Genomic DNA, 24,593 nt, shown 5'->3' with positions numbered 1-24,593 from the left:
GGCCGTGAGATGGCGGCCGTGAGCTGACGGCCGCCGCCTTACGGCTGTGAGGTTATGACTGCGAGCTGGCGGCTGTGAACTCACGGCCGTCAGGTAACAGGGGGCGATTCTTCCGGGGTCGGGCCGGATGGCACCAGGGCGCGCCGTGCACCGCGGCGGTGCGCCCCGTTCACTGCGATGTTCACTGCGATCGACCAACGGAGGTCGACACGATGCACCTACGCACGAGACCGACCGGGGCCACCAGGGCGCGCCTGGCGATGGCGCTCGCGGCGCTGTTCGCGCTGCTGGCCGCGGCTCTGACCGGCACCCACGGCGCGGCGGCGGCCACGCCGGTCGCCGGCGGCGCCCCGGCCCGCCCGGCGGCGCCCGCCTCCCCGGACCCGTCCCTGACCGACCACCAGCTCACGTACGCGGCAGGGCCCCTGGACAACCCCGACAAGGGCCTGGCCGTGTACTACAACGCGGGCAGCGACCAGAACACCGGCTACCCGCACAGCCTGACCTGGAGCTACTTCCCGCTGAACGCGGTGATGACCGACGCGGGCGACTGCACCAAGCTGGACTGGTCGCCGGTGGAGAAGATGCTCAACGAGACGGCGTCGTACGGGAACACCGCCGCGATCCGCTTCTACCTGGACTACCCCGACGGCAACCCGACCAACGGCATGCCCGCGTGCTGGAACGGCAAGGTGCCGACCAACAACGACACGTACTGGAACACCCAGAGCCCGGACTACAACAACGCGTACCTGCTCAGCTCGCTCCAGACGTTCATCGCGGCGTTCGGCGCCAAGTACGACGGCGACCCGCGGATCGGCTTCATCCAGATGGGCCTGATCGGCTACTGGGGCGAGTGGCACACCTGGCCGGAGAACGGCACCGGCGGCTACGCGGACTTCATGGCCACCGACGCCAACGCCGCACTGATCGTCAAGGCGTACGCGAACGCGTTCCACACCACCAAGATCGAGGTCCGCTACCCGACGTCGGGCGGCGGCGCCGCGAACAACCTCGACGTCGGCTACCACGACGACTCGTTCTGCTACCGCGAGGGCAGCCCGCTGGCGGGCATCACCCTGCCGCAGTCCATGGGCGGGGCGGACTACTCGCAGCTCCAGTACGCCCTGAACGAGGGCGTGGAGAACAAGTGGATCACCGACTCCATGGGCGGTGAGGTGCGCCCGGAGATCCAGGGCTCGGTCTTCGGCACCTGGGGCACCGGCGCCAGCGGCGACAACGACGACATCAAGGCGTGCATCGAGATGGAGCACACCACCTGGAAGCTCGACCAGGGCAGCACGTCCTACAGCGCGAGCGACGCCGACGTGGGGGCCGCGGTCCGCGAGATGGGCTACGACTTCACCGTGCCGGACGCGTACTACGACAACTCCGTGTCGGGCACCACGAAGATCGGCGTGAAGATCTCCAACGACGGGGTGGCGCCCATCTACCACCCCTGGACCGTACGGCTGGGCCTGAAGGACTCCTCGGGGAACGTCGTCAAGACTTGGGACACTTCCTGGGACCTGACGAAGGTCATGCCGCTGAAGATCCGGGCCTACCCGGACTGGAACAAGGGCAGCGACCCGACGTACCTGGACTACGGCTACCCGGAGTACTTCGACACCAGCGTGGACACCTCGTCCGTGGCCGCCGGCTCGTACCAGCTGGTGATGGACGTGGTGAACCCGCTGTCCGCGGTGAGTTCGGCCGCCAAGCCGCTGCGGTTCGCCAACGCCACCCAGAACGCCGACGGCTGGCTCGGGCTCGGCTCGATCGCCGTGGGCTCCGGCTCCACCGGCGGCGGCAACGGCGGCGCCACCTCGTACGAGGCGGAGGCCGCCGGCAACACCCTGGCCGGCGGCGCGACCGTCGCCGACTGCACCGGCTGCTCCGGCGGCCGCAAGGTCGGATACGTCGGCAACGGCGCCACGCTGACGTTCAACGGCGTGGCCGGCGGGAGCGGCGGTGCCACCAAGGTGACCGTCGCCTACACCAGCGCCGTCGCCCGTACCTTCCGGATCAGCGCCAACGGCGGCACCCCGGTGAGCGTCACCGTCACCCCGACCGCCGACTGGCAGACCACGGCGACCGCCACCGCGACCCTGAACCTGGCCGCGGGCAGCGCCAACACCGTCACCATCGCCAATCCCGGCGACTGGGCACCCGACATCGACCGCATCACCGTCGGCTGACCGGCCGGGGCGCCGGCCGCGGTCCCTGACGCGGACCGCATGGCCGGCGCCCCGCTCGGCGTACCCTGAATGCCGCCTTTCCCACCGCACCGCTTTCGCACCGCACCGCTTTCGCACCGCACAGCTTTCGCACCACACCGCTTTCCCACCGCACCACGACCACGCCACACACCGACGACACAGCCGGAGGAGGACGGGAGCATGACCGACATCGTGCTGACCGGCGCGGGCAACGTGAAGATGACCCGGCGCATCCTGTCCGACCTGTTCCTCGTCCCCGCCCTGGCCGGGACGCTGCGCATCCGGCTGCACGACATCGACCCCGACCGGCTGGACACCGCGCTCACCCTGGCCCGGCAGCTGGACGCGGAGGCCGGCGCCGGCGCCGTGATCGAGACGTACACCGACCGCCGGGCCGCGCTGTACGGCGCAGACCACGTGGTCTGCCAGCTCAACGTCGACAGCTACGACACCGCGCTGCGGGACTTCGAGATCCCCGCCCGGCACGGGCTGCGCCAGACCATCGCCGACACCATCGGCATCGGCGGGATCTTCCGCGGGCTGCGCACCATCCCGGTCATGGTGGGCCTGGCCCAGGACATGGCCGAGCAGTGCCCCGACGCCTGGCTGCTGAGCTACACCGACCCGCTGGTGATGACGCTGTGGGCGCTGCGCGAGGTCACCGGCATGAGCCGGGTGGTCGGCCTGTGCCACGCCGTGCGCGACACCCACGCCTACCTCGCCGACGTGGTCGGCCGCGACTTCGAGGACCTCACCTTCCAGACCGCGGGCCTGACCCACCAGGCGTTCGTGCTGCGCTTCGAGGCCGGCGGCCGGTCGCTCTACCCGGAGCTGGAGGCCGCCGTGCGCGCCGACCCGGAGCTGGGCCGGCATGTGCGGATGGAGATGTGGCGCCGGTTCGGCTACTTCCCCACCGAGTCCAGCGAGCACGCGGCCGAGTACGTCCCCTGGTTCCTGCGCCACGACGAGGAGGTGGCCCGGCTGGGCATCCCCGTCGGCGAGGAGCTGGGGCGGCTGGGCCAGCGGCTGCACGCGTACGAGGAGATCCGCCGCGGGCTGGCCCAGGGCCGGCCGATGCTGACGCGCTGGCAGGACCCGGAGATCGCCTCCGAGGTGCTGCGCGCGCTGATCACCGGCGAGCCGCGCCGGGTGAACCTCACGCTCCCCAACGAGGGGCTGATCCCCGCGCTGCCGACCGAGTGCTTCGTCGAGGTGCCCGCCGACGTCGACGCCACCGGGATCACGGCCGCGCCGATCGACCGCTACCCCGCGCAACTGGCCGCCCTCAACCGGGCCTACGTCAACGTCGCCGAACTGACCGTGCGCGCCGCGCTGGACGGCGAACCCCGCCATGTGCGGCACGCTGCGATGCTGGACCCGAACACCGCGGCGACGCTCCCGCTCGCCGCGATCGCACAGCTCTGCGACGAGATGACCGAAGCACACCGCGACCTGCTGCCTGCCGGTCTCGCGGACCGGAAGGGCCAGGCGTGACGAACAACCATGAGCCGATGCCGGCCGAGGTCCGCCGTGAGCGGATGCTCACGCTGGTCCAGGAGCAGGACTTCGTACGGATCGCGGCCCTCGCCGAGGCGTTCGGCGTCTCGGTGGTCACCGTCCGCGGCGACCTGGACGCCCTGGAGGAGCACGGCCTGATCCGCCGGGTCCGCGGCGGCGCCCGGGCCGCGCCGCTGGAGAGCGGCAACGAGCCGTCCTACGAGCAGTCGCTGGGCTCGGCCGCGCTGGAGAAGGCCGCGATCGCCAAGGCGGCGGCGCGGCAGGTCGGCAGCGGCCAGTCCATCGTGGTGGACGCCGGCACCACCACGACGTTCTTCGCCCGCGAGCTGGTCGCGCGCCGCGACCTGACCGACCTGATGGTGTTCACCAACAGCACCAGCGTCGCCCACCAGCTCGAACCGGCCATCCCGCGCTTCACGGTGGTGCTGTCCGGGGGGACGCTGCGCCCGTTGCAGCGGTCGCTGGTCGACCCGATGGGCGGGCGCATCCTGGAGCACATCCACGCCGACACCGCGTTCCTGTCGTGCAGCGGCATCCACCCCGACACCGGTGTCACCAACATCAACATCCAGGAAGCCGAGATGAAGGTCAGGATGCTGCGGGCCACCACCCGGCACATCCTGCTCGCCGACTCCACGAAGCTCGGCCGCACCGATCTCGCGCCGGTCTGCCCGCTCAGCGACCTGGACCTGCTGATCGTCGGCGACAACGCGACCGAGGCGCAGCTGGCCCGGCTGCGGGAGTACGGACTGACGGTGGAGCTGGGCGAGTTGACGGACTGAGCGGGGCGGGCCGCCGTGGCAGGGGACGGGTCGGGGACGGGGACGCCCGGGGCGGGGCCCGGCAGGCGTCAACCCGCCCGCGGTCAGCGGTCCTCGTGGGTGATGGCGGCGACCGGGACGTCGAGCACGCGCGCGCAGCGCAGGATCGTCTCGTCGCTGGCGCCGGCCAACCCGCGCTCCAGCCGGGAGAGATGGCCCCGGTCCAGGCCGGTCAGGGCCTGCATCCGCCGAAGGCTCATCTTCCGAGCAGTGCGAAGTGCCCTGATTGCCGCGCCGTTCGGTCTCACGTCTCGAAAGTATCCGCCCGCCGCCCCGCCCGCAAGCCAAGAAGATCAAAAATAAGAGCCTTAAGAGCTTTGGCGTGGGACTCGGGTACATTCGCACGAGCTTCCGTGCCGCCATCTCGCGCAACCAATGGGCGAGTTCCGGCCGTATCGGCCGCAGGTCGAGGGCTCGGAAGATGGCTGCGTGGTTGCGTGCAGTGCGGCATGATGTGGGCCATGGACGGAGATTGGTTGCGGCTGGGCGGTGTCATCCGGGCAGCACGCAAGCGCAAGGGACTCAGCCAGGTACGTCTCGGGGACTCGATCGGCGTGAAGCGGACCGTCATCCAGACGATCGAGCGCGGGCACGAGTTCCAGAGCGTCACGGCGACCCTGCGCGACATCGAACGCATTCTGGAGTGGGGCCAGGGCTCGATCGAGCACATCCTCGACGGTGGCGAGCCGCTGCCCCCGGACTCCCCCAACAACCGCTACTACACCCGGCACGTCCGGCCGGAGGCCGGCGGCGAGCTGCCGGTGCGGATCTCCCGCGCGCTCGCCGAGGGCGTCACCCTGGACACCGCGATCGTGGCGCTGTCGCCCAACACCGAGATGGTCGTGGTGGTCAAGGGGAAGCCGGACGCCACCCACGACCAGATCGAGGCGGCCCTCGCGGCATGGGAGAAGCGCGGCGGACACCTGGACCGGCTGCGGGAGATCGCCGACGGCGGGGAGGGCTGACTCCCAGGCGCCCGTACCCCAGCCGAGCCCGCCGCCCGGCGCGCACGTCGTAGCCTGGCAGTGCGCAACGGGCGGGCCGACTGGGAAACCGCCCGGTCAGGACGGTAGAAGCGGGGAGTCACCATGGCGCGCAGGCCGGGCCGCCGGGCACCCGTGGCACCCCTGGAGCAGCGCGAGGGCATCGACCCGGTCCGGGTACGGCTGCCGGGGCCCGGCGCGGCGGACGGCGCCACGGGGCAGGGGCGAGGCCAGGAGCAGCCGCCCTGGACGACCGTCGGCGGCTACCTGCTGGCCCGCTACGGGCCCGCGGTCGGCCGGGAGCGGATCGAGGCGATGCTCGCGGCGGGCGCCTTCGTCACCGCGGACGGCCCGGTCCGGGCGGCCACCCCGTACGTGCCCGGCGCCTTCGTGTGGTTCCACCGCGACCGGCCGCCGGAGCCCGCGGTGCCCTTCCCGGTCGAGGTGCTCCACCGCGACGAGCGGATCGTGGTCGCGGACAAGCCGCACTTCCTGGCCACCACCCCGCGCGGCAGCCATGTCACGGAGACCGCGCTCGCCCGGCTGCGCCGCGACCTCGGCCTGCCCGACCTCACGCCCGCGCACCGGCTCGACCGGCTGACCGCGGGCGTGGTGCTGTTCGTCGTACGCCCCGAGGACCGCGGCGCCTACCAGACGCTCTTCCGGGACCGCCGCACCCGCAAGGAGTACGAGGCGGTCGCGCCGTACGACCCGCTGGTCGCGCTGCCCGCCACGGTCCGCAGCCGCATCGTCAAGGAGCGCGGGGAGATGGCGGCGCGGGAGGTGCCGGGGCCGGAGAACGCGGTGAGCACCGTGGAGCTGGCCGAGCACCGCGGCGGGCTCGGCCGCTACCGGCTGCGGCCCCTGACCGGCCGCACCCACCAGCTGCGCGTGCACATGCACGCGTTGGGTCTGCCTTTGCTCAACGACCCGATCTACCCCGCGGTGCTGCCCGAGGACCCGGCCGACCCGTATGCGCGGCCGCTGCAACTGCTCGCGCGCACCCTGGAGTTCACCGACCCCCGGACCGGGCGCGAGCTGCGCTTCGACAGCGCGCGCCGCCTGGCCGCGTGGCCGCCCGCGGACAGCTGAGCGGCGCCGCGCCGGGCGGGTGGGCGCCGCCGGTACGGTCCGGCTCAGGCCGCCCGCGGGTCCGGCTGGAGCACCGCGAAGAACGCCCCCTCGGGGTCCCTGAGCAGCGCGATCCGGCCGATGCCGGCGACGTATGTGCTGGGCATCAGCACCGTCGCGCCGTGCGAGGAGGCGGCGGCCACCACCCCGTCGGTGTCGGAGACGCCGAAGTACGGCTGCCAGTAGCACAGGCCGTCCGGCAGTTGCTCGGTGGTGAGCTGCATGATGCCGCCGTGCGAACCGGCCTGCCCACCGCCGGAGCGGGCCACCACCGTGTAGACGCCCGTGTTGCCGGCCAGCGGCATGTCCGTGGTCTCCCAGTCGAAGACGGTGCGGTAGAAGCCCGTGGCCTGCGCCGCGTCCGTCGTGTAGAGCTCGGCCCAGCACAGGCCGCCCGCGCCGGTGCGGTCCAGGCCCTTGACGGCGCCCGGCTCGTAGGCCGCGAACTCGGCGCCGGACGGGTCGCAGTACCCGGCGATACGGGTCCCCCCGCCGATGTCCAGCGGGGCGAACCGCACGCTGCCGCCCGCCTCCTCGACGGCCTTGGTGGTCGCGTCGGCGTCGGCGGTCTCGAAGTAGAGCGTCCAGGCGGAGGCGGCGCCCTCGTCGGTGATCGGGCCGAGGCCGGCGACGCTCTGACCGTCGAGCTCGAACACGCCGTACCCGCCCGCGTCGGGACCGGCCGGCCGGAACTCCCAGCCCAGCAGCGCGCGGTAGAACGCGGCGGCGCGCGCGGTGTCGCGGCTGCCGAGGTCGATCCAGCTCGGTGCGCCGGGCACATAGTCGTTGGTGAGCATGGTGCGGTCCTCCGTGGGCGTGGTCGTGGGCCTCAACGTATGCGTGAAGGTATGCCCGCGCACTGTGGTCCGCGCCACCGGCCGGGCCCGCGGGAAGCTCGTACGGAATGCGCAGGGTGTCCGGTTTCGTGGGATATGCAGCTGATCCGGCCGCTGTGTACTCCCTCACACTCAGCATCGCACCCTGCGCCGGCGTGCGCCGTTCGTGCCAGGTCACGGCAGGGCGGACGGTTTCGCGCCGGCGCACACCGGGTACGCCCGGTGGTCAATCGGTTCGGCATTGTCAGTGGCGCGGTCTAGGGTGGATCACATGTTTGGGGGCACTCTCGATCAGGCGAACGCCGCGCTGCGCGCTTACGTGCAGGCGCACGGCGACCGGCCGTGGACGGCCGAGCAGCTCGCGGAGCTGGCGCGGCTGCGCGCCCAGTGGACGGCCGCGGCGCGCGGCGTCCGGCTGGAGATACGTCCGGTGTCCGGTCCGGTCTCCGGCGCCGCGGTGGTCACCGCGGCTTGAAGCGAGACTCCGCGCGCGGACACGTGCGCGGGCACGCGGTCCGGCTCAGAGGTGCGCGACGGCGTGCGGGGGGCGCAGGGCGTCGGTACCGGGAGCGGGCTCGGCGGTGTCGCTGCCGAGTCCGGTGATCCGGTTGCCGGCGTCGACATGGACCACGGCCGGGCGTAGCGCGCGGGCCTCGGCGTCCTCGACCTGCGCGTAGCTGATGAGGATCACCAGGTCGCCGGGGTGCACCAGATGGGCGGCGGCACCGTTGATGCCGATGACGCCCGAACCGCGCTCGCCCTCGATCACATAGGTCTCCAGTCGGGCGCCGTTGGTGATGTCCACGATGTGCACGAGCTCGCCCGGCAGCAGGTCCGCGGCGTCCATCAGATCGGCGTCCACGGTCACCGAACCCACGTAGTGCAGATCCGCCTGGGTCACGGTGGCCCGGTGGATCTTGGACTTGAACATGGTGCGCAGCACGACGTCGCCTCCTGGCGGGTGAGTGGGTCGCGTTCCCTGGCGGGATACGCGCCGTCGCCTCCAGGGTAGGGCCGCCCGCGGCGGACCCGGCCGGGGGGGCCGGGCGGAGTGCGGAAGATCTCAGTACCCGACCCGGGCCGCACCAGCCGCTGGGAATACCCCTAGGGGGTATAAGGTTGACGGTGGTGGGGACGGACGATCCGCCCGCCGGGCCGCGCGCGACAGACCGCGGCCGCACCTGCGGTACGTGTGACGCGTACCCGTGGAGGAGGAGCACAGCATGAGCGAGGCCGTCTACTCGGTGTCCGGGATGAGCTGCGGGCACTGCGAGTCCGCGGTGAGCAAGGAGGTCGGCGCGATCCCCGGTGTCACCTCCGCGACCGCCGTGGCGAGCAGCGGCCTGCTGACGATCGCGTCCGAGCGGCCTCTCGACGACGAGGCGGTGCGCGCGGCCGTGGACGAGGCGGGCTACGAACTGGTCGGCCGCGCCTGAGCGGACGGCACCACCGGCGGGCCGGCCCCGCGCCGGAAGCACCGGGAGCGCCGGAAGCGCCGCACGGGCCGGCCGGACGACGAGCCGAGGAGCAGCAGGGAGCGAGCAGTGGCAACCAGTACGGCACACCCGCACAGCGGACCCGCGCAGAACCGGGTGGAGTTGGCGATCGGCGGCATGACCTGCGCGTCCTGCGCCGCCCGGATCGAGAAGAAACTCAACCGGATGGACGGGGTCACCGCCAGCGTCAACTACGCGACCGAGAAGGCCAGGGTCGAGTACGCGGGCGGTGTGGCGGTGGACGACCTCATCGCGACGGTCGAGGCCACCGGGTACACCGCCGAACTGCCGCCGCCCCCTGCCGCCCCGGCGCCCACGGCCGGTCCCCGCGCCGCGGACGGCGGCGACCCGGCCGCCGCCCCCGACACCGAGCTCACCACGCTGCGCCAGCGGCTGACCACCGCGGTCGTCCTCGGCCTGCCGGTGGTACTGCTGTCGATGGTGCCCGCGTGGCAGTTCACCAACTGGCAGTGGCTCGCGCTGACCCTCGCCTCGCCCGTGGTGGTGTACGCGGGCTGGCCCTTCCACCGCGCCGCGCTCACCAACGCCCGGCACGGCGCCGCCACGATGGACACCCTGGTGTCGGTCGGCACCCTCGCGGCCTACGGCTGGTCGCTGTGGGCGCTGTTCTTCGGTACGGCCGGCCACCCCGGCATGAGCCACCCCTTCGCGTTCACCGTCTCCCGCGGCGACGGCGGCAGCCAGATCTACCTGGAGGCGGCCGCCGGGGTCACCGCCTTCCTGCTCGCCGGACGCTACTTCGAGGCCCGCGCCAAGCGCCGCGCCGGTGCCGCCCTGCGCGCGCTGCTCGAACTCGGCGCGAAGGACGTGGCGGTGCTCCGCGACGGCGCCGAGGTCCGGCTGCCGATCGGCGAGTTGGCGGTCGGGGACCGCTTCGTGGTGCGGCCGGGCGAGAAGGTCGCCACCGACGGGGTGGTGCGCGAGGGCGGCTCCGCCATCGACGCCTCACTGCTGACGGGCGAGTCCGTGCCGGTCGAGGTCGGCCCGGGCGACCCGGTGGCCGGCGCGACGGTGAACGCGGGCGGCCGGATCGTGGTGGAGGCCGTCCGCGTCGGCGCCGACACCCAACTCGCCCGGATGGGCCGGCTGGTGGCGGACGCGCAGAGCGGGAAGGCCGCGGCGCAGCGGCTCGCCGACCGGATCTCCGCGGTGTTCGTGCCCGCGGTGATCGTGCTGGCGCTCGGCACGCTCGCGGTCTGGTTCGCACTCGGCGAGGGGGCGACGGCGGCGTTCACCGCGGCGGTCGCCGTGCTGATCATCGCCTGCCCGTGCGCGCTCGGCCTGGCCACGCCCACCGCGCTGCTCGTCGGCACCGGGCGCGGCGCCCAACTCGGCATCCTCATCAAGGGCCCCGAGGTGCTGGAGTCCACCCGGGCGGTCGACACGGTGGTGCTCGACAAGACCGGCACGGTCACCAGCGGCGCGATGGCGCTGACCGGCGTCCATGTCGCGGCCGGTGAGGACGAGGAGGCGGTGCTGCGGCTGGCCGGCGCCCTGGAGCACGCCTCGGAGCACCCGGTCGCCCGCGCGGTCGCGGCCGGTGCCGCCGAGCGGCTCGGCGCCCTGCCGGCCGTCGCGGACTTCGCCAACGTGCCGGGGCTCGGCGTGCAGGGCGTCGTCGACGGTCACGCCGTACTCGTGGGCCGCGCACGGCTGCTGCGCGCGTGGGCGCAGGAACTGCCGGCGGAGCTGGCCGCGGCCTCGTCCGCCGCGGAGGAGGGCGGCGCCACCGCGGTCGCCGTCGGCTGGGACGGGCGCGCCAGGGCGGTGCTCACCATCGCCGACACGGTCAGGCCCAGCAGCCAGGAGGCGGTCGGACGGCTGCGCGCGCTCGGCCTGCGGCCGGTGCTGCTGACCGGGGACAACGCCCGGGTCGCGCACACCGTGGCCGCGCAGGTGGGGATCGCCGCGGCGGACGTCCACGCGGAGGTGCTGCCCGAGGAGAAGGCGGCCGTCGTACGGCGGTTGCAGGAGCAGGGCCGGGTGGTGGCAATGGTCGGCGACGGTGTCAACGACGCGGCCGCGCTGGCGCAGGCGGACCTCGGACTGGCGATGGGCACCGGCACCGACGCCGCCATCGAGGCGGGCGACCTGACCCTCGTACGGGGCGACCTGCGGGTGGCGGCGGACGCGATCCGGCTGGCGCGGCGCACCCTGGCCACCATCAAGGCGAACCTGTTCTGGGCGTTCGCCTACAACCTCGCGGCGATCCCGCTGGCCGCGGCCGGGCTGCTGGACCCGATGATCGCGGGGGCGGCGATGGCCTTCTCGTCGGTCTTCGTGGTGGCCAACAGCCTGCGGCTGCGCCGGTTCAGGCCGCTCGGCTGAGCGGGGGCGGCCCGGTCGGCCGTATCGGCCGTACGCGAGCGGCCCGTTGACGTGCGACGTCCCCCGTCCCGCCGGCAGTCACCGGCGGGGCGGGGGACGTTCGCGCGGGCGCTGCTCAGAAGTGGGTGAGCTTCGCGCCGAAGCCGGGCTCCGACAGGTCGCTGCCGAGCGCCACCGGCACCGTCGTACGGGCCGCGCCGGTGCCCAGGCTGAGCGTGCCCACCTCGGTGCCGGCCGCGGCGTGGTGCGGCACACCGCCGTCGGCCGCGGTGAGCGTCAGCTCCTGCTTCATGCCCGCCCAGCCGATCGCGGTGAGGTCCTTGGTGGTGACGATCGGCGTGCTGCCGCCGAGTCCGTCGTCCACGGTGCCGACGACCGTGCCCTTCTTGACCACCGTCGCCGAGCCGAGGCCGCCCTGCACGGACTCGATCAGCGCCTGGCTGCGGGTGAGCGCGGTCTGGAGGCTGTCGTCCACCGTGGTGCCGCCGCGCTGCTGGAGCACCACGCCCAGCACCAACTGCTGCTTGCCGTCGACCGTCTTGTGCGCCGCCCACATCAGCGCGCCCCCGGCCGGGGTGCTGGAGCCGGTCTTGATGCCGACCACGCCGACCTTCACCAGGTCGTTGTTGTTGTTGTAGATGCGGCCGACGCCGGGGATGTCCACGTTCGGCAGCGCGACCACCGAGCGGAACACGTCGTTCTTCATCACCTCGCGGGCCAGCTTGAGCTGGTCGACCGAGGTGCTGACCGTGGTCTCCTCGATGCCGCTGGCGCCGGTGTACGTGGTCTGCGCCATGCCCAGCCGCTTGGCCGTCGCGGTCATCTTCGCGACGAACGCCTCCTGCGTGCCGGCGTCCCAACGGGCCAGCAGGCGGGCGATGTTGTTACCCGAGGGGATGAGCAGCAGTTGCAGCATCCGCCGTTCGTCGAAGCGCTGCCCCTCCTTGACCGGCGCCGTCGACTGGTCGTCGGAACCGGCCTCCTTCGCCGCCTGGGCGTCGACCGTGATCGTCGGCCCGCCCTGACTGCCGCTCAGCGGGTGGTCGTGCAGGATCACGTACGCCGTCATCACCTTGGTGAGGCTGGCGATCGGCACGGGCGTCTGCTTGCCGTGCACCCCGAGCGAGCCCAGCCCCTCCACCTCGGCGACGGACTGGCCCTCGGACGGCCACGGCATGGTCCGGGTCAGCGGAGTGCCGGAGAAGGTGAACGTCGGGGAGGCGGTCAGCGTCAGGTGCGGCGACGGCAGCGGGCGCACCGCCTGGACCACCACGAAGACGACCGCGAGCAGCACGACCAGCGGCGTCCAGATCTTGAACCGGCGCAGCACCGTGCGCAGCGGGGTCTCCGGCGGCGGCGGGGTGTTGGTCAGTTCGGCGAGCAGTTTCAGCGGCTGCTTGTCGGGGGGCAGCGGCAGCGGCATGCGGCGGGTGCCCTGGGGGCCCTCCGGCTCGCGGACGGTGGCGCCGTCGGAGGCACCGCCCTCGTCCGCGGGCTGCCCGGCCGGTTTCGCGGACGGCTCGGCGGCCGGTGCGTCGGCCGGCTTCCCGGCCGGCTTGGCGGGCACGGCAGGAGGCAGCGGCGGGGGCGGCGGAGCGGCCTGTGCGCGCGTCGGACGGCCGGGGGTGCCGAAGACCACCGTGGAGTCCCCGGAGGGCCTCTGACGGCCGCCCTGGGGGCCCTCGGGCCACTCCGCGGGGATGTCCGAGACGAGGGGCTTCACGGTCGGGCCGGGGCGCTTCGGGGCGTCCTCGTCGCCAGACGGGCTTTCACCGTCCTGGGCGCCGTCCTTCCGGGAGCCCTCGGCATCCGTTCGTGTGACGGGGCGGGCCTCGGCATCGGCATCGGAGTCCGCGGCGGACTCCGTGGCGGCCTCGGGCGCGGTGCCGGCGGGGGGCTCCTCGGCAGCGGCGGCAGCGGCGCCGTCCGCGTCGGCGGAACCGCCCTCGTCCTCGGCAGCGGCAGCAGCGGTCTCGTCCGCACCGCTCTCCGCGGTCGCGGCCTCGGCGTCCTCATCCGCCTCGGCGTCCGATGAACCGTCCTCCTCGACGCGGGCGTCTTCGGAGGTGTCCTCCCCGACGACCCCGTCCGCCGATTCGTCGGCAGCCCCGTCCGCCGCTTCGTCCGCGGCCTCGCCCGGTTCCGCCTCCGGTTCGCCCGAACCGGGCCCAACCCCATCCGACCCGCCCGTACCGGAAGTCCCGGCAGCCTCCCCGGCCCCTTCATTCCGGTCACGATTCGGTTCCGTTTTCCCGTGCTTCTCCTGTGCCGTACGGGGCGCAGGAGGCGCGGCGGGGGGAGCAGGATCGGTCGCGGTGTCCACGTCGGCTACGTCATCTGTCGTAGCCGCGGCGCCCGTCGGCGTACGTCCGGACGCCCGATCCGCCGACGCCGCGGGCCCGCTGTCGGCGTCGGGGTGCGGACGGGGCTCCGATCCGGCGTCGTCGATGTCGTCCTGCGTGTGCGCACCTGGGGCTGCGGCCTCACCCTCCGCGGCCGGGCGCCCCGCGCCGCCCTCGGTCACCCGCGCCTCCGCAGCCTCCGGAGGCAGTCGGAACACCGCCAGCCTCGGATCTTTGGCCGGGCGGATACCCGGCTCCCCCGACGTCTCGTGCTGCTGCTCCCTGCCGGGGGCGTCGCCCGCCACGCAGACCTCCTCCACACATCGTGATGACTCATGCACACACTCGGGCAAAAACGCGCAGACCTTGTGCCCTTAGCGGTCTTGGACTACACAGGCAAGTGTCCCGCGAGAAGGACGCGGTCCGTCTGCGACACCCCATCCCCCCCCGTAGACGAGAACGACATACCACCCGGTTCCCGTCGATATGGAAAAGGCACTCTCGACAGGCCCGTGTGAGAGGCGTCACCCTGTCATTCATCCACGCGGGGAGGCATGGATGGGCAAGAGCCGCAGAACAATTCCGGAAGAGCTGTTGCTGCTCGCCCTGGACCCGACCACCGGGACCACGGCGCAGCCGCAGTCGCTCGACCTCGGCCTCGCCGGGGCCCAGCTCGTCGAGCTGGCCCTGGCCGGACGGATAGCCCCTGACGGGGATCGTATAGCCGTGGTGCACCCACGGCCGACAGGAGATCCGACTCTGGACTCCGCGCTCGAACTGCTGCGACGCCGTGGCAGTCCGGTGCGGGCCGTCCACTGGATCGGCGGGCCCCGGCTGGGGTTGCGCCAGACGTATCTCGCACACCTGGAGCGGTGCGGCATGGTGCACGCCGTACCGGGTCAGATGTGCGGGGTGCTGCCGACCACGCGGTACCAGGCGACCGACAGCGCGGTCAGCCGGGAGATCAGGGCCCGGCTGGACAACGCGATCCGCACCGGCGTACCGCCGGACCCGCGGACCGCCGCGCTCGCCGCGCTCGCCCATGCCGTGGGCCTCGGCAAGCACCTGTACCCGGGCAACGAGGGCCGGTCGTCGCGATCGCGTCTGCGTGACCTGATCAGGTACGACCCGATGGGCGGTCTCGTGGCGCACGCCGTCATGGACGTGCAGAACGGGGTGGCGGCACAGCCCAAGCGGCCGCCGGCCCAAGCACAGCGCTCCGCGGGGCACAGCGGGATGGCACGGGCCGGAGCCCGGTGATCCGACCGGCAACAGGCCGACAGCATATGTCGTTCACACGACACAGAGTACACAACTTGTCGCTACCCGTGCACATCGCGGGGTGACATGGCGCGCGGGGTGGCGGCGTTCCGGAGGTGTTCCGGTTCCGCCACCGCCCCGTGCGCCGCCGTGTCCGCGCCAAGTAGCGTGCCATGACTGCAAGGTTGTCCGTCCATTCGCCAGCGCGGTGATGACCGGTGGTGGCAGGCTGCTGACCATCAGTACGGTTCAGCGTGGAGGTGCAGTCCCTGTGGTCGCGAACGTGAACCCCACCGTCAGGCGCCGCCGGCTGGGGTCGGAGCTGCGCAAGCTCCGCGAGCAGAAGGGGATGACGGCCGAGGAGGTCGCGGCCCGGCTGCTGGTCTCCCAGTCGAAGATCAGCAGACTCGAGAACGGCCGCCGCAGCATCAGCCAGCGCGACGTGCGCGACCTGTGCGGCGTCTACGGCGTCGAGGACGTGCGGATCGTCGACTCGCTGATGCAGATGGCCAAGGAGTCCCGGCAGCAGGGCTGGTGGCATGCCTTCGGCGACATCCCGTACAGCGTCTACATCGGGCTGGAGACCGAGGCGGCGAGCCTGCGGGTCTTCGAACCCCAGGTGGTGCCGGGCCTGTTGCAGACGCCCGCGTACGCCGCCGCGATGATCGCGGGGAACCTGCCCGAGGCGTCCGGCGAGCAGGTCGAGAAGCGGGTGAGCGTGCGGATGCGCCGCCAGGAGCGGATCACCGACCCGGAGGCGCCGCTGCGGATGTGGGCGGTGATCGACGAGGCCGCGCTGTGCCGCCGGGTGGGCGACGACCATGTGATGCACGAACAGCTGCTCCGGCTGGTCGAGTTCAGCCACCTGCCGCACGTCACCGTGCAGGTGCTGCCGTTCGACGCGGGCGCGCACCCGGGGTTGAGCGGGCAGTTCGCGGTCCTGGAGTTCACCGACACCACGGACGCGACCGTGGTGTACCTGGAGGGCGTCAACAGCGACCTGTACCTGGAGAAGGACACCGACGTCCAGGCGTACAGCGTGATGTACGAGCATCTGCGGGCGCAGGCGCTGAGCGCCGAGCTGACCCGGGCCTTCATCACCGAGGCGGCCGCGCGCTACGCATGATGGCGAGGTGGTGGGGAGGCAGAATACGCCCTTGCCCAGTCACTGCGGAACCTTTGCCGGGGATATGCCATCCGGATGGGTGAACGCCCCCTCCTCTGGCTGAAGTTGACCGGTAGCGTCGAAGACGTCAGTCAGTGGCGTGGCTACCGCGCCGTCCTCACCAGTACAGACCGGAGCAGAGATGGCTATCAAGCTGGGCAGCACCCCCGCCTGGATCAAGTCCTCGCGTTCGACGGGCAACGGCGCTTGCGTCGAGGTCAAGTCGCCCGCCGTGGAAGCCGTGGTGGTCCGTGACTCGAAGGACCCGCAGGGTCCGGTGCTCACCTTCTCCCCGCAGGAGTGGACGTCCTTCGTCGCCGACGTGGACGGCGGAGCGTTCGACCTGCGCTGACGCCGTCCGCGCACGCGTCGCTCACACCGCAGAGGGGCCCTCTCGACTGGCCGCCGTCCTGGCCGAGAGGGCTCGCTCCATGTGCGGCAGGTCACTTCGCGGCGGGCGTACCGAACTCGCCGAACCCCCCTGACTCCGCGGGCCGTTCGGCGGGCTCCGCCGCTCCCTCGGCGTCCACCTTCGCGATGAGCGCGTCCCGCTCCGGGGTGTCCTCCGGCTTGATCCAGCCGATCACCACGAACAGCACCAGCGAGACCGCGACCGGGCCGGCGATCTGGTACTGCAGCGGCACCCCGCCCGACACCGCGTCGTTGACCGGGTAGTTGAGCAGGTAGAAGGCGAGCAGGCCCAGCGCCCAGCTGGTGAGCGCCGCGGTGGGGCCGGACCTGCGGAAGCGTGTCATCAGGCCCAGCATGAACGGGATGGCGATCGGCCCGACCAGCCCGGCCACCCACTTGATCACCACGGTGATGATGTCCTTGAAGGTGGGCGAGTTCACCTGCGTCGCCACCGCCATGGACAGCCCGAGGAAGACCAGCGTGGTGGTGCGCGCCGCGATCAGCCCGATCCGGTCGCTCCAGGTACGGGCTCCCTTGGCGACCGCGGGTGCGATGTCCCGGGTGATCACCGCGGAGATCGCGTTGGCGTCCGAGGAGCACATCGCCATGGTGTGCGAGAAGAACCCGACCACCACCAGGCCCAGCAGGCCGTGCGGCAGCAGCCGTTCACTCAGCAGCGCGTAGGAGTCGGACGCGTCGGCCTTGTTCGCGTGCACCAGCAGGGGCGCGACCCACATCGGGAAGAAGAGCACCAGCGGCCAGACCAGCCACAGCGCCGAGGAGAGCATCGCCGAGCGCGTGGCCGCGCGGGCGGAGGGCGTCGCCATGTAGCGCTGCGCCTGGTTCCACATCCCGCCGTTGTACTCGAAGGTCTTGATGAACAGGTACGCGAGCAGGAAGACGGTCGTGTACGGGCCTGCGGTGGGGTGGCCGTGGTGGTGCAGCTCGGGCTCGTCCCAGACGTTCCAGACGCCGCTGATCCCGCCGATGTGCCGCAGCGTGGCGACCAGCATGGCCAGCCCGGCGATCAACTGGATGACGAACTGCCCCAGTTCGGTGAGCGCGTCGGCCCACAGGCCGCCGACCGTGCAGTAGACCGCGGTGATCGCGCCGGTGATCACGATGCCCTGGGTGATCGTGATGCCGGTGAAGACCGACAGCAGGGTGGCGATCGCGGCCCACTTGGCGCCGACGTCCACGATCTTCAGCAGCACCCCGGACCAGGCCAGCGCCTGCTGGGTGGTGAGGTTGTACCGGTCCTTCAGGTACTCCAGCGGCGAGGCGACGTGCAGCCGGGAGCGCATCCGGTTCAGCCGCGGCGCGAAGAGCTTGGCGCCCAGGCCCACCCCGATCGCGATCGGGAAGGCCCAGGTGGCGTAGGACGTGAAGCCGTACTGGTAGGAGATGCCCGCGTAGCCGGTGAACATCACCGCGCTGTAGCCGGACATGTGGTGCGAGATGCCGGACAGCCACCAGGGCATCCGGCCGCCGGCCGTGAAGTAGTCGCCGACGTCGTCGACGCGATTGTGGGACCACAGGCCGATCGCCACCATCACGCCGAAGTACGCGATGAGAACGGTCCAGTCGAGACTGTTCATGTCCCCTCCCGGGGGTCCGCCTGGTGAACGTGAGGCACTTCGCCGTACCGCTCGCTCGGGCGGGTCGCCCCCTTGCGGGAGTGGGGACTTCGGGGATTGAACCCTTGCTGCGGCGAACCGGTCAAGGGCTCCGTCGTTCACGAACCTGAACCCAGGTCAGAAAGCCGAACGATTTTACCTCTTCTTTGCCAAACTTGGCATTGTGACGACCCGTCTGCCGAACCGACGATGAGCGGGCACTTCGCCGGACGTCCGCATTCCCGCGCCCCGGCGGCGCGGCACGACGGAACGGCCGCCCGGAACGCGGGAGTTCCGGGCGGCCGCAAGGGAGGGAGAGCACGGGCGCGGGGCCGTGGCACGGCCCCGCGCGGCGCGTCAGGCGGGGGTGCGGAACACCTCGGCCAGCCGCGCGAGGCCCTCGGCGATCTGCGCCGGGGTGTGGGTGGTGAACGACATCCGCAGCGCCCCCGGGTCCGGGTCGGCGGCGAAGAACGGCGCCCCGGGCACGTAGGCGACGTCGTGGCCGACCGCGACGCGCAGCAGCGCGGTGGCGTCGTGGCCGCCGGGCAGCCGCACCCACACGAACATGCCGCCCTCGGGGCGGTTCCAGGCCGAGCCGGCCGGCAGCGCGTCCGGCAGCCCGGCCAGCAGCGCGTCGCGCCGCGTACGGTAGGCCGCGCGCACCCGTTCGAGGTGCGCGTCCAGGTCGTTGTCGGTCAGATAGCGGGCCACCGCCGCCTGGTCGACGGTCGAGGTGTGCAGGTCGGCCGCCTGCTTGGCGATCACGCAGGCCCGGCGGAATCCGGCCGGGGCGCGCAGCCAGCCCAGCCGCAGCCCGGGCGCCATCACCTTGGAGAAGCTGCCCAGCAGCACGGTGCGGTCGGCCGCGGCCTCGTACGACGCGATCTGCGGCGTGTGCGCGCCCTCGAAGCGCAGCTCGCCGTAGGGGTCGTCCTCGGCGATCCACAGCCCGTGCCGCGCCGCGGTCCCGGCGACCGCGCGGCGGCGGTCGGCGGGGAGCGTACGCCCGGTGGGGTTCTGGAAGTTGGGCACCAGGTAGAGCAGCTTGGGCCGCTCGCGCACGACCAGCTCCTCCAGCGCGTCGGGCAGCACCCCGTCGGCGTCGGTGGGCACCGGGACCACCCGGGCACCGGCGAAGCCGAAGCACTGGAGTGCGGCGAGGTAGGTCGGGTTCTCCACCAGCACGGTGTCGCCCGGCTCCAGCAGGGCGGTGGCGATCAGGCTCAGCCCCTGCTGCGACCCGCCGGTCACCAGCAGCTCCTCGGGGTCGGTCGGCAGTCCGCGCCGGACCAGGCGTGCCGCGATCGCGCCGCGCAGCGCCGGGTCGCCCTCGCTGGTGGAGTACTGGAGCACCGTGCCGGGGCGCTCGGCGAGCACCCGGTCGTACGCCCGGCGCAGCCCCTCGGCGTCGAACAGCTCGGGCGCGGGCAGCCCGCCGGCGAAGGAGATCACCTCCGGGCGCGCGGTCAGCGCGAGGATCTCGCGTACCGGCGACGCACCCACCGAGCGTGCGCGGCCGGCGAGTTCGGGGAGTGCTCCGCGGAGGCTGGTCGTCATGGCGTGCAGCCTACGAAGAATCGTTGTGGTGTCCAGGTACTTTCCACGATGCGGGCGGTGGGCCCGGACGGCGGCCGCGCAGGGCGCGACAGGCGGGGTGGCAGGGGCGGCGGGGGCGACTGGGGCGGACCGGGAGCACCGGAGGCAACGGGGGCCGTCAGGACGGCCGGAGAGCGGTCAGGAGGCGGGGTAGCGGTCCAGCCAGGCCGGGCTGGCGCCCGCGGGGCCGTGCAGCGCCGGGGACTGGGTCATCTCCATGGCGAAGTCGTCGGCGAGTTGGAGGATCGTGGCCCGTCCCTCCAGCTCCGCCGTCCAGGCCGGCGGCAGTGCGGTCTCGCCGTGCTGGACGCCCAGCAGGTTGCCGCAGATCGACCCGGTGGAATCGCTGTCGCCGGAGTGGTTGACGGCCAGCAGCAGCCCGTGCCGGACGTCCTCGGCGACCAGCGCGCAGTACACCCCGATCGCGAGCGCCTCCTCGGCCGTCCAGCCCTCGCCGAGCGCCTCGACGCGCTGCGGGGACGGCATGCCCTGCCGCACCGCTCCCAGGGCGCCCTGGAGGGCGTCGGTGGTCTCCTGGTGGCCGGGGCGGGTGCCCAGCAGGGCGAGGGCGTGCTGCACGGAGCCGTCCAGCGCCTCGCCGCGGGCCAGGCCGTGCACGATCACCGCGAAGGCGCCCGAGGCGAGCTGCCCGGTGGGGTGGCCGTGGGTCTGCGCGGCGCACTCGACCGCGAGCTGGAAGACGAGTTGCGGCTCCCAGCCGACCAGCAGGCCGAACGGCGCCGAGCGCATCACCGCACCGCACCCCTTGGAGCCGGGGTTCTTCGGCTCCTCCAGGGTGCCCATCCGGTCGTCGGACAGGCCGCTGAGGCAGGCACCGCCGGGCGCGCGGCGCGCGTACAGCCACTCCTCGCGGGCCAGCCAGCCGCTGTCCCGGCGGCGCTCGTCGGGGCCCCACTCGTTCTGGGTGGCCGCCCAGCGCAGGTAGGCGCGGTGGATGTCGGTCGGCGGGTGCCAGGCGCCGGTGTCCCGGCGGACCTGGGCGCGGATCAGGCCCTCGACGGTGAACAGCGACATCTGGGTGTCGTCGGTGATCGCGCCGCGCCTGCCGTACGCGGGGACGTAGTCGGTGACCCCGTCGGCGCCGTGGCTGTCGAGGATGGCGTCGAGCGACTCGAACTCCACGCCGGCGCCCAGCGCGTCGCCGATCGCGCCACCGAGCAGGCAGCCGCGTACCCGGCTGCGGAAGTCCTGTTGCTGCGCGCGTCCCCAGACAGCGGTCAAAGCGCTCTCCTTCGAACATCCCCCGATCCGATCCGTGCTGCGCCGCACGATATCCGACGAAACCGAGAGCGGAAGGGGGGCCGAGGGTAGGTGCGGGCTTGTCCGCGATGGGCCGTCTTTTCCGACGTTTTCCGGGGTTTGCGGTGGTTCGGGGTGAGGGAGGTGAGGCGTGTGGGTCGGTCGGGGCGTGTGGCAGGCGGTCGGTGGAGGGGCCATGCGGGAGCTGTGCGGGGGCGGTGGAGCGGCGGTGAGCGGGCGGTGGAGAGCCGGTGAGGGCGGGGCGGGCGGCGCCCGGGTGCGCGGGTCGCCGCTCGTGTCCTGTCAGTGCCTCGCCGGGGTCCTGCCGGGGTCCTGCCGGTGTCCCTGACCGGGTCCCTCCGGTGTCCCGCCGGGCTCAGCTCCGGGCGGTGCTGAACACCCCGACGGCGTTGGCCACCGGGCGCTCCGCGACGCCCGAGGGGTTGTTGCGCACGATGGCGTCCGGGTCGCCGGGGCCGCGGGTGACCAGCGTGGTGGAGCCGCCCCCGTCGAGGTTGACCGCGTCGTCGGCGCCGGCCCGCCGCATCACGTCGGCGACCTCGGCGACGGTCAGGCCGGGGTCGGCGGCCGCGGTGCCGTCGAGGGCGAGCAGGTAGAGCGTGCGGCCGCCGGCACCGAAGCCCGCGGCGGTACGGACCGCGGCGGTCTTGGTGTCGAGCCCGGGCAGCGGGTCGCCGTCGCGCAGCACCGTGAAGCCGCCCACCGCGAAGGTGTAGGGCACATGGGAGGCGGCCGGGGCCAGGTGCTCGGCGACGTCCGCGCGGTCGCCGACGCGCAGCGCGCGCAGGGTGTCGGCGCCGGCGTCCCGCCCGACGAGCACGGTGCTGCCCGGGGCGATCGCGCCCTGCCCGGGGGTGTTCGCCGCGGCGGTCACCCGGCCGTGGCGGACGGTCACCTCGTAGGTGTCGGTGCTGCACGCCGCGGCGCGGGAGGTGTCGGAGCCGCAGACGGCGCGCTCGCGGGAGACGGTGCCCCAGCCGGCCGTGTACGCGCCGATGCCGCCCTCGGGCAGGGCGTACTGGTTGAAGCCGCCGAGCGGGTAACTGCCGTGCGCGGTGCGGACGCTGCCGGCCAGGGTGAGCCGGTCCAGCCGGGCCCTGCGGTCCACCCCGACGCCGAGCACGTCCCGGGTGGTCCCGCCGGGCGGCATCGCCGGGCCGAAGCGCTGCGCGTCGGGCACCGCCGCCTTCAGCGCCCGGCCGCCGGAGATCTCCGGCCCGTCGGACGAACCGGTGGGGGCGACCCCGGCGTGCTCCTCGGTGATGTTGAAGAAGTCGCCGTTGACCGCGGCCACCGCCCGGGCGGAGTCGGCGAGTTGGGAGACCGGCGCGCGCTCGGCCACCGCACCCGGCGTCAGCAGGTCCACCCGCACCCGCGGCTCCGCCAGGTCGACGGTGAGCAAGTAGCCGGTCACGGCGCCCTTCCCGCCGTCCACCGAGAACTGGCCGTACGTCACCCCGCGCGCCACCTGCTCCACCCGGGAGTACGGCAGGCCGCCGCCTTGTGCGGCAGCCGCCGACGCTCCCGCCAGGCTGCCGGCCAGTGCGCCGAGCGCGGCGACCGCCGCGCCGCCGGCCCGCAGCCCGAGCCGCGCCTTCATGTGTGCCCCTTGTGCCCCTTGTGCCCCTGCGCGACCGCCCACCGTCGTCCCCTCTGCCGCTCCTCGGACCGCAACTCACGTGCTTCGCAGAGGACTTCACCACCCCCGCGCGGGCCGCACGGTGAACCGCGAGGAACCGGGCGGCGGCGCCGCCGCGAATTCACCCCCGCCGGACACCCGCCGGACCGGCGCCGACCGTGGCCGTCCGGCGCCGGCGGACAGCCCACGTACGGCGGTCCGCCGGAATGCACTTGCAACCGCCCGCCCTCACCCGTACGGCCCAGCCGCCCCACCGTTCCCTCGGCTTTCCGCCCCCGTCCGCACAGGGCGCGGCCACGCGCGCGTCACCCGGGGGCGCGACCGTGGAGGCCATGGACCGACGAGATGTACTGAAGCTCTCCGCGAGCGCGGGTGCGGCCGGCGTCCTTACGCTGGCCCCCGTGGACTTCGCCGCCGCCTCGGACTCCGGCGCGGACCCCGGCCCCGGCCGGGGCGCCGCGGCCGCCGTCACCCGTACGCTCAGCGGCCATCTGCCGACGGGCACCGCCGACTTCGTGTACCTGCCGCTGAAGGTGCCCGGCGGGATACGGCAGATCGACGTGTCGTATACCTACGACCGGCCGGCCGTGCCGGCCGGCGTCCTCGGCAACGCCTGCGACATCGGCATCTTCGACCAGCGCGGCACCGACGTGGGCGGGCGGGGCTTCCGCGGCTGGTCGGGCGGCGCGCGCACGGAGTTCTCGATCAGCGCGGAGCAGGCGACGCCCGGCTACCTGGCCGGCCCGGTCGAGGCGGGCACCTGGCACGTGGTGCTCGGCCCGTACACGGTCGCGCCCCAGGGCCTGGACTACTCGGTGACCGTCACCCTCACCCCGGGCGAGCCCGGCACCACCCCCGCGCCCGACTACCCGCCGGAGCAGGTCCCCGGCCGCGGCCGGGGCTGGTACCGCGGCGACTGCCACCTGCACACCGTGCACTCCGACGGCAAGCGCACCCTGGAGCAACTGGCCGCGCTCGCCCGGGCGGCGAAGCTCGACTTCATCAACTCCAGCGACCACAACACCTCCTCCGCGCACCCGCTGCTGGGCCCGCTGGCCGGCGACGACCTGCTCATCCTGACCGGCGAGGAGATCACCACCCGCAACGGCCACTACCTCGCCATCGGCGTGGACGGCGGCGAGTGGATCGACTGGCGCTACCGGGCGCGCGACGACGCCTTCGACCGCTTCGCCCGGCAGATCCGCCGGGCCGGCGGCATCGTGGTGCCCGCCCACCCGTACGGCACCAGCCTGGCCAGCCAGTGGAAGTTCGGCTACGACAACGTGGACGCCATCGAGGTCTGGAACGGCCCCTGGACCGCCGACGACGAGGCGTCCCTGCTCACCTGGGACAACCTCCTCACCGGCGCCGCCCGCCGCGGCGACGGCCAGTGGGTGCCCGCGATGGGCAACTCCGACGCGCACCGCGACCCCGACGTCGTCGGCCTGCCGCAGACCGTGGTGCTCGCCGATGGCCTCGACCGCCGCTCGCTCCAGGCCGGCATCCGCGCCGGCCACTCCTGGATCGCCGAGAACGCCGACGTCCGGCTCGCCTTCTCCGCATCCGGCCCGCACGGCGAACACGCGGGCATCGGCGAGCGGTTGGCGGTCGCCGACGACGCCGATGTGACCGTCCGCCTCGAGGTCGGCGGGGTGCCCGCCGACTGCGTACTGCGCCTGCTCACCGACGAGGGCCCCACCGTCACCCAGGCCCTGCCCGCCTCCGGGGTCCTGGAGTGGACCACCACCGCGTCCTACTCCTCCTACGTACGGGCCGAGGTGCGCCACCCCGCCGGGTCCGGCGACACCTCCGGGCTCCCCGGACCCGCCGCCGCCCTCACCAACCCGATCTGGCTCGGCCGGGCATAGGGCCGCCAGCGGTCGGCACCGCCGGCCCCTTCCCGCTTCCTGCCGCCCGCCTTCCGCGG

Annotated in this window: 20 protein-coding genes; 12 read left to right on the top strand and 8 right to left on the bottom strand. The window is 73.2% G+C overall.

Annotated elements, in window-relative coordinates; all coding sequences use genetic code 11:
- Positions 1 to 212: 212 nt before the first annotated feature.
- From WA788_RS02095 to WA788_RS02085, 3 genes are all read left to right on the top strand, one after another.
- Positions 213 to 2,198: a DUF4832 domain-containing protein gene (locus tag WA788_RS02095; RefSeq protein ID WP_335970903.1), complete on the top strand. Its 1,986-nt coding sequence runs from the start codon at positions 213 to 215 to the stop codon at positions 2,196 to 2,198.
- A 201-nt stretch (positions 2,199 to 2,399) separates the two neighbouring features.
- Positions 2,400 to 3,713 carry a family 4 glycosyl hydrolase gene (locus tag WA788_RS02090; RefSeq protein WP_335970901.1) on the top strand — a complete coding sequence of 438 codons (1,314 nt, stop codon included), beginning with the start codon at positions 2,400 to 2,402 and terminating at the stop codon, positions 3,711 to 3,713.
- The gene (locus WA788_RS02085) at positions 3,710 to 4,519 is read left to right on the top strand and encodes a DeoR/GlpR family DNA-binding transcription regulator (RefSeq protein WP_335970899.1); all 810 of its coding nucleotides are present in this window, start codon (positions 3,710 to 3,712) and stop codon (positions 4,517 to 4,519) included. Before WA788_RS02090 ends, WA788_RS02085 begins: the two co-directional genes overlap by 4 nt.
- 83 nt (positions 4,520 to 4,602) lie before the next feature.
- On the opposite strand, the gene WA788_RS02080 is transcribed toward WA788_RS02085, so the two are convergent.
- Positions 4,603 to 4,806, bottom strand: a complete 204-nt coding sequence (locus WA788_RS02080; RefSeq protein WP_335970898.1) for a helix-turn-helix domain-containing protein — start codon at positions 4,804 to 4,806, stop codon at positions 4,603 to 4,605.
- Positions 4,807 to 5,019: 213 nt separating this feature from the next.
- On the opposite strand from WA788_RS02080, the gene WA788_RS02075 reads away from it, so the two are divergent.
- Both WA788_RS02075 and WA788_RS02070 read left to right on the top strand, forming a co-directional pair.
- Positions 5,020 to 5,523, top strand: a complete 504-nt coding sequence (locus tag WA788_RS02075; protein WP_335970896.1) for a helix-turn-helix transcriptional regulator — start codon at positions 5,020 to 5,022, stop codon at positions 5,521 to 5,523.
- Between the two features lie 123 nt (positions 5,524 to 5,646).
- Positions 5,647 to 6,633 carry a pseudouridine synthase gene (locus WA788_RS02070; protein ID WP_335970894.1) on the top strand — a complete coding sequence of 329 codons (987 nt, stop codon included), beginning with the start codon at positions 5,647 to 5,649 and terminating at the stop codon, positions 6,631 to 6,633.
- 44 nt (positions 6,634 to 6,677) lie between these two features.
- Here WA788_RS02070 and WA788_RS02065 read toward each other — a convergent pair whose 3' ends face one another.
- Entirely contained in the window at positions 6,678 to 7,469 is a 792-nt protein-coding gene (locus tag WA788_RS02065; protein ID WP_335970892.1) for a VOC family protein, read from the bottom strand.
- 310 nt (positions 7,470 to 7,779) lie between these two features.
- Between WA788_RS02065 and WA788_RS02060 the strand changes: the two genes are divergently transcribed.
- On the top strand, positions 7,780 to 7,983 hold the full coding sequence (locus WA788_RS02060) for a hypothetical protein (RefSeq protein ID WP_335970890.1): 204 nt from the start codon (positions 7,780 to 7,782) through the stop codon (positions 7,981 to 7,983).
- Between the two features lie 45 nt (positions 7,984 to 8,028).
- Here the strand turns inward: WA788_RS02060 and panD are convergent, their stop codons facing one another.
- Positions 8,029 to 8,451: an aspartate 1-decarboxylase gene (panD, locus tag WA788_RS02055; RefSeq protein ID WP_335970888.1), complete on the bottom strand. Its 423-nt coding sequence runs from the start codon at positions 8,449 to 8,451 to the stop codon at positions 8,029 to 8,031.
- Positions 8,452 to 8,731: 280 nt separating this feature from the next.
- On the opposite strand from panD, the gene WA788_RS02050 reads away from it, so the two are divergent.
- Together WA788_RS02050 and WA788_RS02045 are read left to right on the top strand one after the other, a co-directional pair.
- The gene (locus WA788_RS02050; RefSeq protein ID WP_335970887.1) at positions 8,732 to 8,944 is read left to right on the top strand and encodes a heavy-metal-associated domain-containing protein; all 213 of its coding nucleotides are present in this window, start codon (positions 8,732 to 8,734) and stop codon (positions 8,942 to 8,944) included.
- Between the two features lie 177 nt (positions 8,945 to 9,121).
- Positions 9,122 to 11,353, top strand: a complete 2,232-nt coding sequence (locus WA788_RS02045; RefSeq protein WP_443033958.1) for a heavy metal translocating P-type ATPase — start codon at positions 9,122 to 9,124, stop codon at positions 11,351 to 11,353.
- A 115-nt stretch (positions 11,354 to 11,468) separates the two neighbouring features.
- Here the strand turns inward: WA788_RS02045 and WA788_RS02040 are convergent, their stop codons facing one another.
- Entirely contained in the window at positions 11,469 to 14,000 is a 2,532-nt protein-coding gene (locus WA788_RS02040) for a D-alanyl-D-alanine carboxypeptidase family protein (RefSeq protein WP_335970883.1), read from the bottom strand.
- A gap of 253 nt (positions 14,001 to 14,253) precedes the next feature.
- Between WA788_RS02040 and WA788_RS02035 the strand changes: the two genes are divergently transcribed.
- From WA788_RS02035 to WA788_RS02025, 3 genes are all read left to right on the top strand, one after another.
- Complete coding sequence (locus WA788_RS02035; RefSeq protein ID WP_335970882.1) at positions 14,254 to 14,955, top strand: GOLPH3/VPS74 family protein; 702 nt, start codon at positions 14,254 to 14,256, stop codon at positions 14,953 to 14,955.
- 271 nt (positions 14,956 to 15,226) lie between these two features.
- Positions 15,227 to 16,081, top strand: a complete 855-nt coding sequence (locus tag WA788_RS02030; protein ID WP_335970881.1) for a helix-turn-helix domain-containing protein — start codon at positions 15,227 to 15,229, stop codon at positions 16,079 to 16,081.
- A 181-nt stretch (positions 16,082 to 16,262) separates the two neighbouring features.
- The gene (locus WA788_RS02025; RefSeq protein ID WP_335970879.1) at positions 16,263 to 16,472 is read left to right on the top strand and encodes a DUF397 domain-containing protein; all 210 of its coding nucleotides are present in this window, start codon (positions 16,263 to 16,265) and stop codon (positions 16,470 to 16,472) included.
- Positions 16,473 to 16,563: 91 nt separating this feature from the next.
- Here WA788_RS02025 and WA788_RS02020 read toward each other — a convergent pair whose 3' ends face one another.
- The 4 genes from WA788_RS02020 to WA788_RS02005 all read right to left on the bottom strand — a co-directional run bounded on the left by WA788_RS02020 (position 16,564) and on the right by WA788_RS02005 (position 22,627).
- Positions 16,564 to 18,129: a sodium:solute symporter family protein gene (locus tag WA788_RS02020; protein ID WP_335970877.1), complete on the bottom strand. Its 1,566-nt coding sequence runs from the start codon at positions 18,127 to 18,129 to the stop codon at positions 16,564 to 16,566.
- A gap of 375 nt (positions 18,130 to 18,504) precedes the next feature.
- A complete protein-coding gene (locus tag WA788_RS02015; protein ID WP_335970875.1) occupies positions 18,505 to 19,707 on the bottom strand; it encodes an aminotransferase-like domain-containing protein in 1,203 nt (400 codons plus the stop codon).
- 177 nt (positions 19,708 to 19,884) lie between these two features.
- Positions 19,885 to 20,988, bottom strand: a complete 1,104-nt coding sequence (locus WA788_RS02010; RefSeq protein WP_335970873.1) for an ADP-ribosylglycohydrolase family protein — start codon at positions 20,986 to 20,988, stop codon at positions 19,885 to 19,887.
- A 394-nt stretch (positions 20,989 to 21,382) separates the two neighbouring features.
- On the bottom strand, positions 21,383 to 22,627 hold the full coding sequence (locus tag WA788_RS02005; RefSeq protein ID WP_335970871.1) for a phosphodiester glycosidase family protein: 1,245 nt from the start codon (positions 22,625 to 22,627) through the stop codon (positions 21,383 to 21,385).
- 371 nt (positions 22,628 to 22,998) lie between these two features.
- On the opposite strand from WA788_RS02005, the gene WA788_RS02000 reads away from it, so the two are divergent.
- Positions 22,999 to 24,534 carry a CehA/McbA family metallohydrolase gene (locus WA788_RS02000; RefSeq protein ID WP_335970869.1) on the top strand — a complete coding sequence of 512 codons (1,536 nt, stop codon included), beginning with the start codon at positions 22,999 to 23,001 and terminating at the stop codon, positions 24,532 to 24,534.
- Positions 24,535 to 24,593: the final 59 nt, after the last annotated feature.

The organism is Streptomyces sp. CA2R106 (genome assembly GCF_037034245.1).
Lineage (GTDB): Bacteria > Actinomycetota > Actinomycetes > Streptomycetales > Streptomycetaceae > Actinacidiphila.
This window is presented reverse-complemented; position numbering and strand designations above follow the sequence as displayed.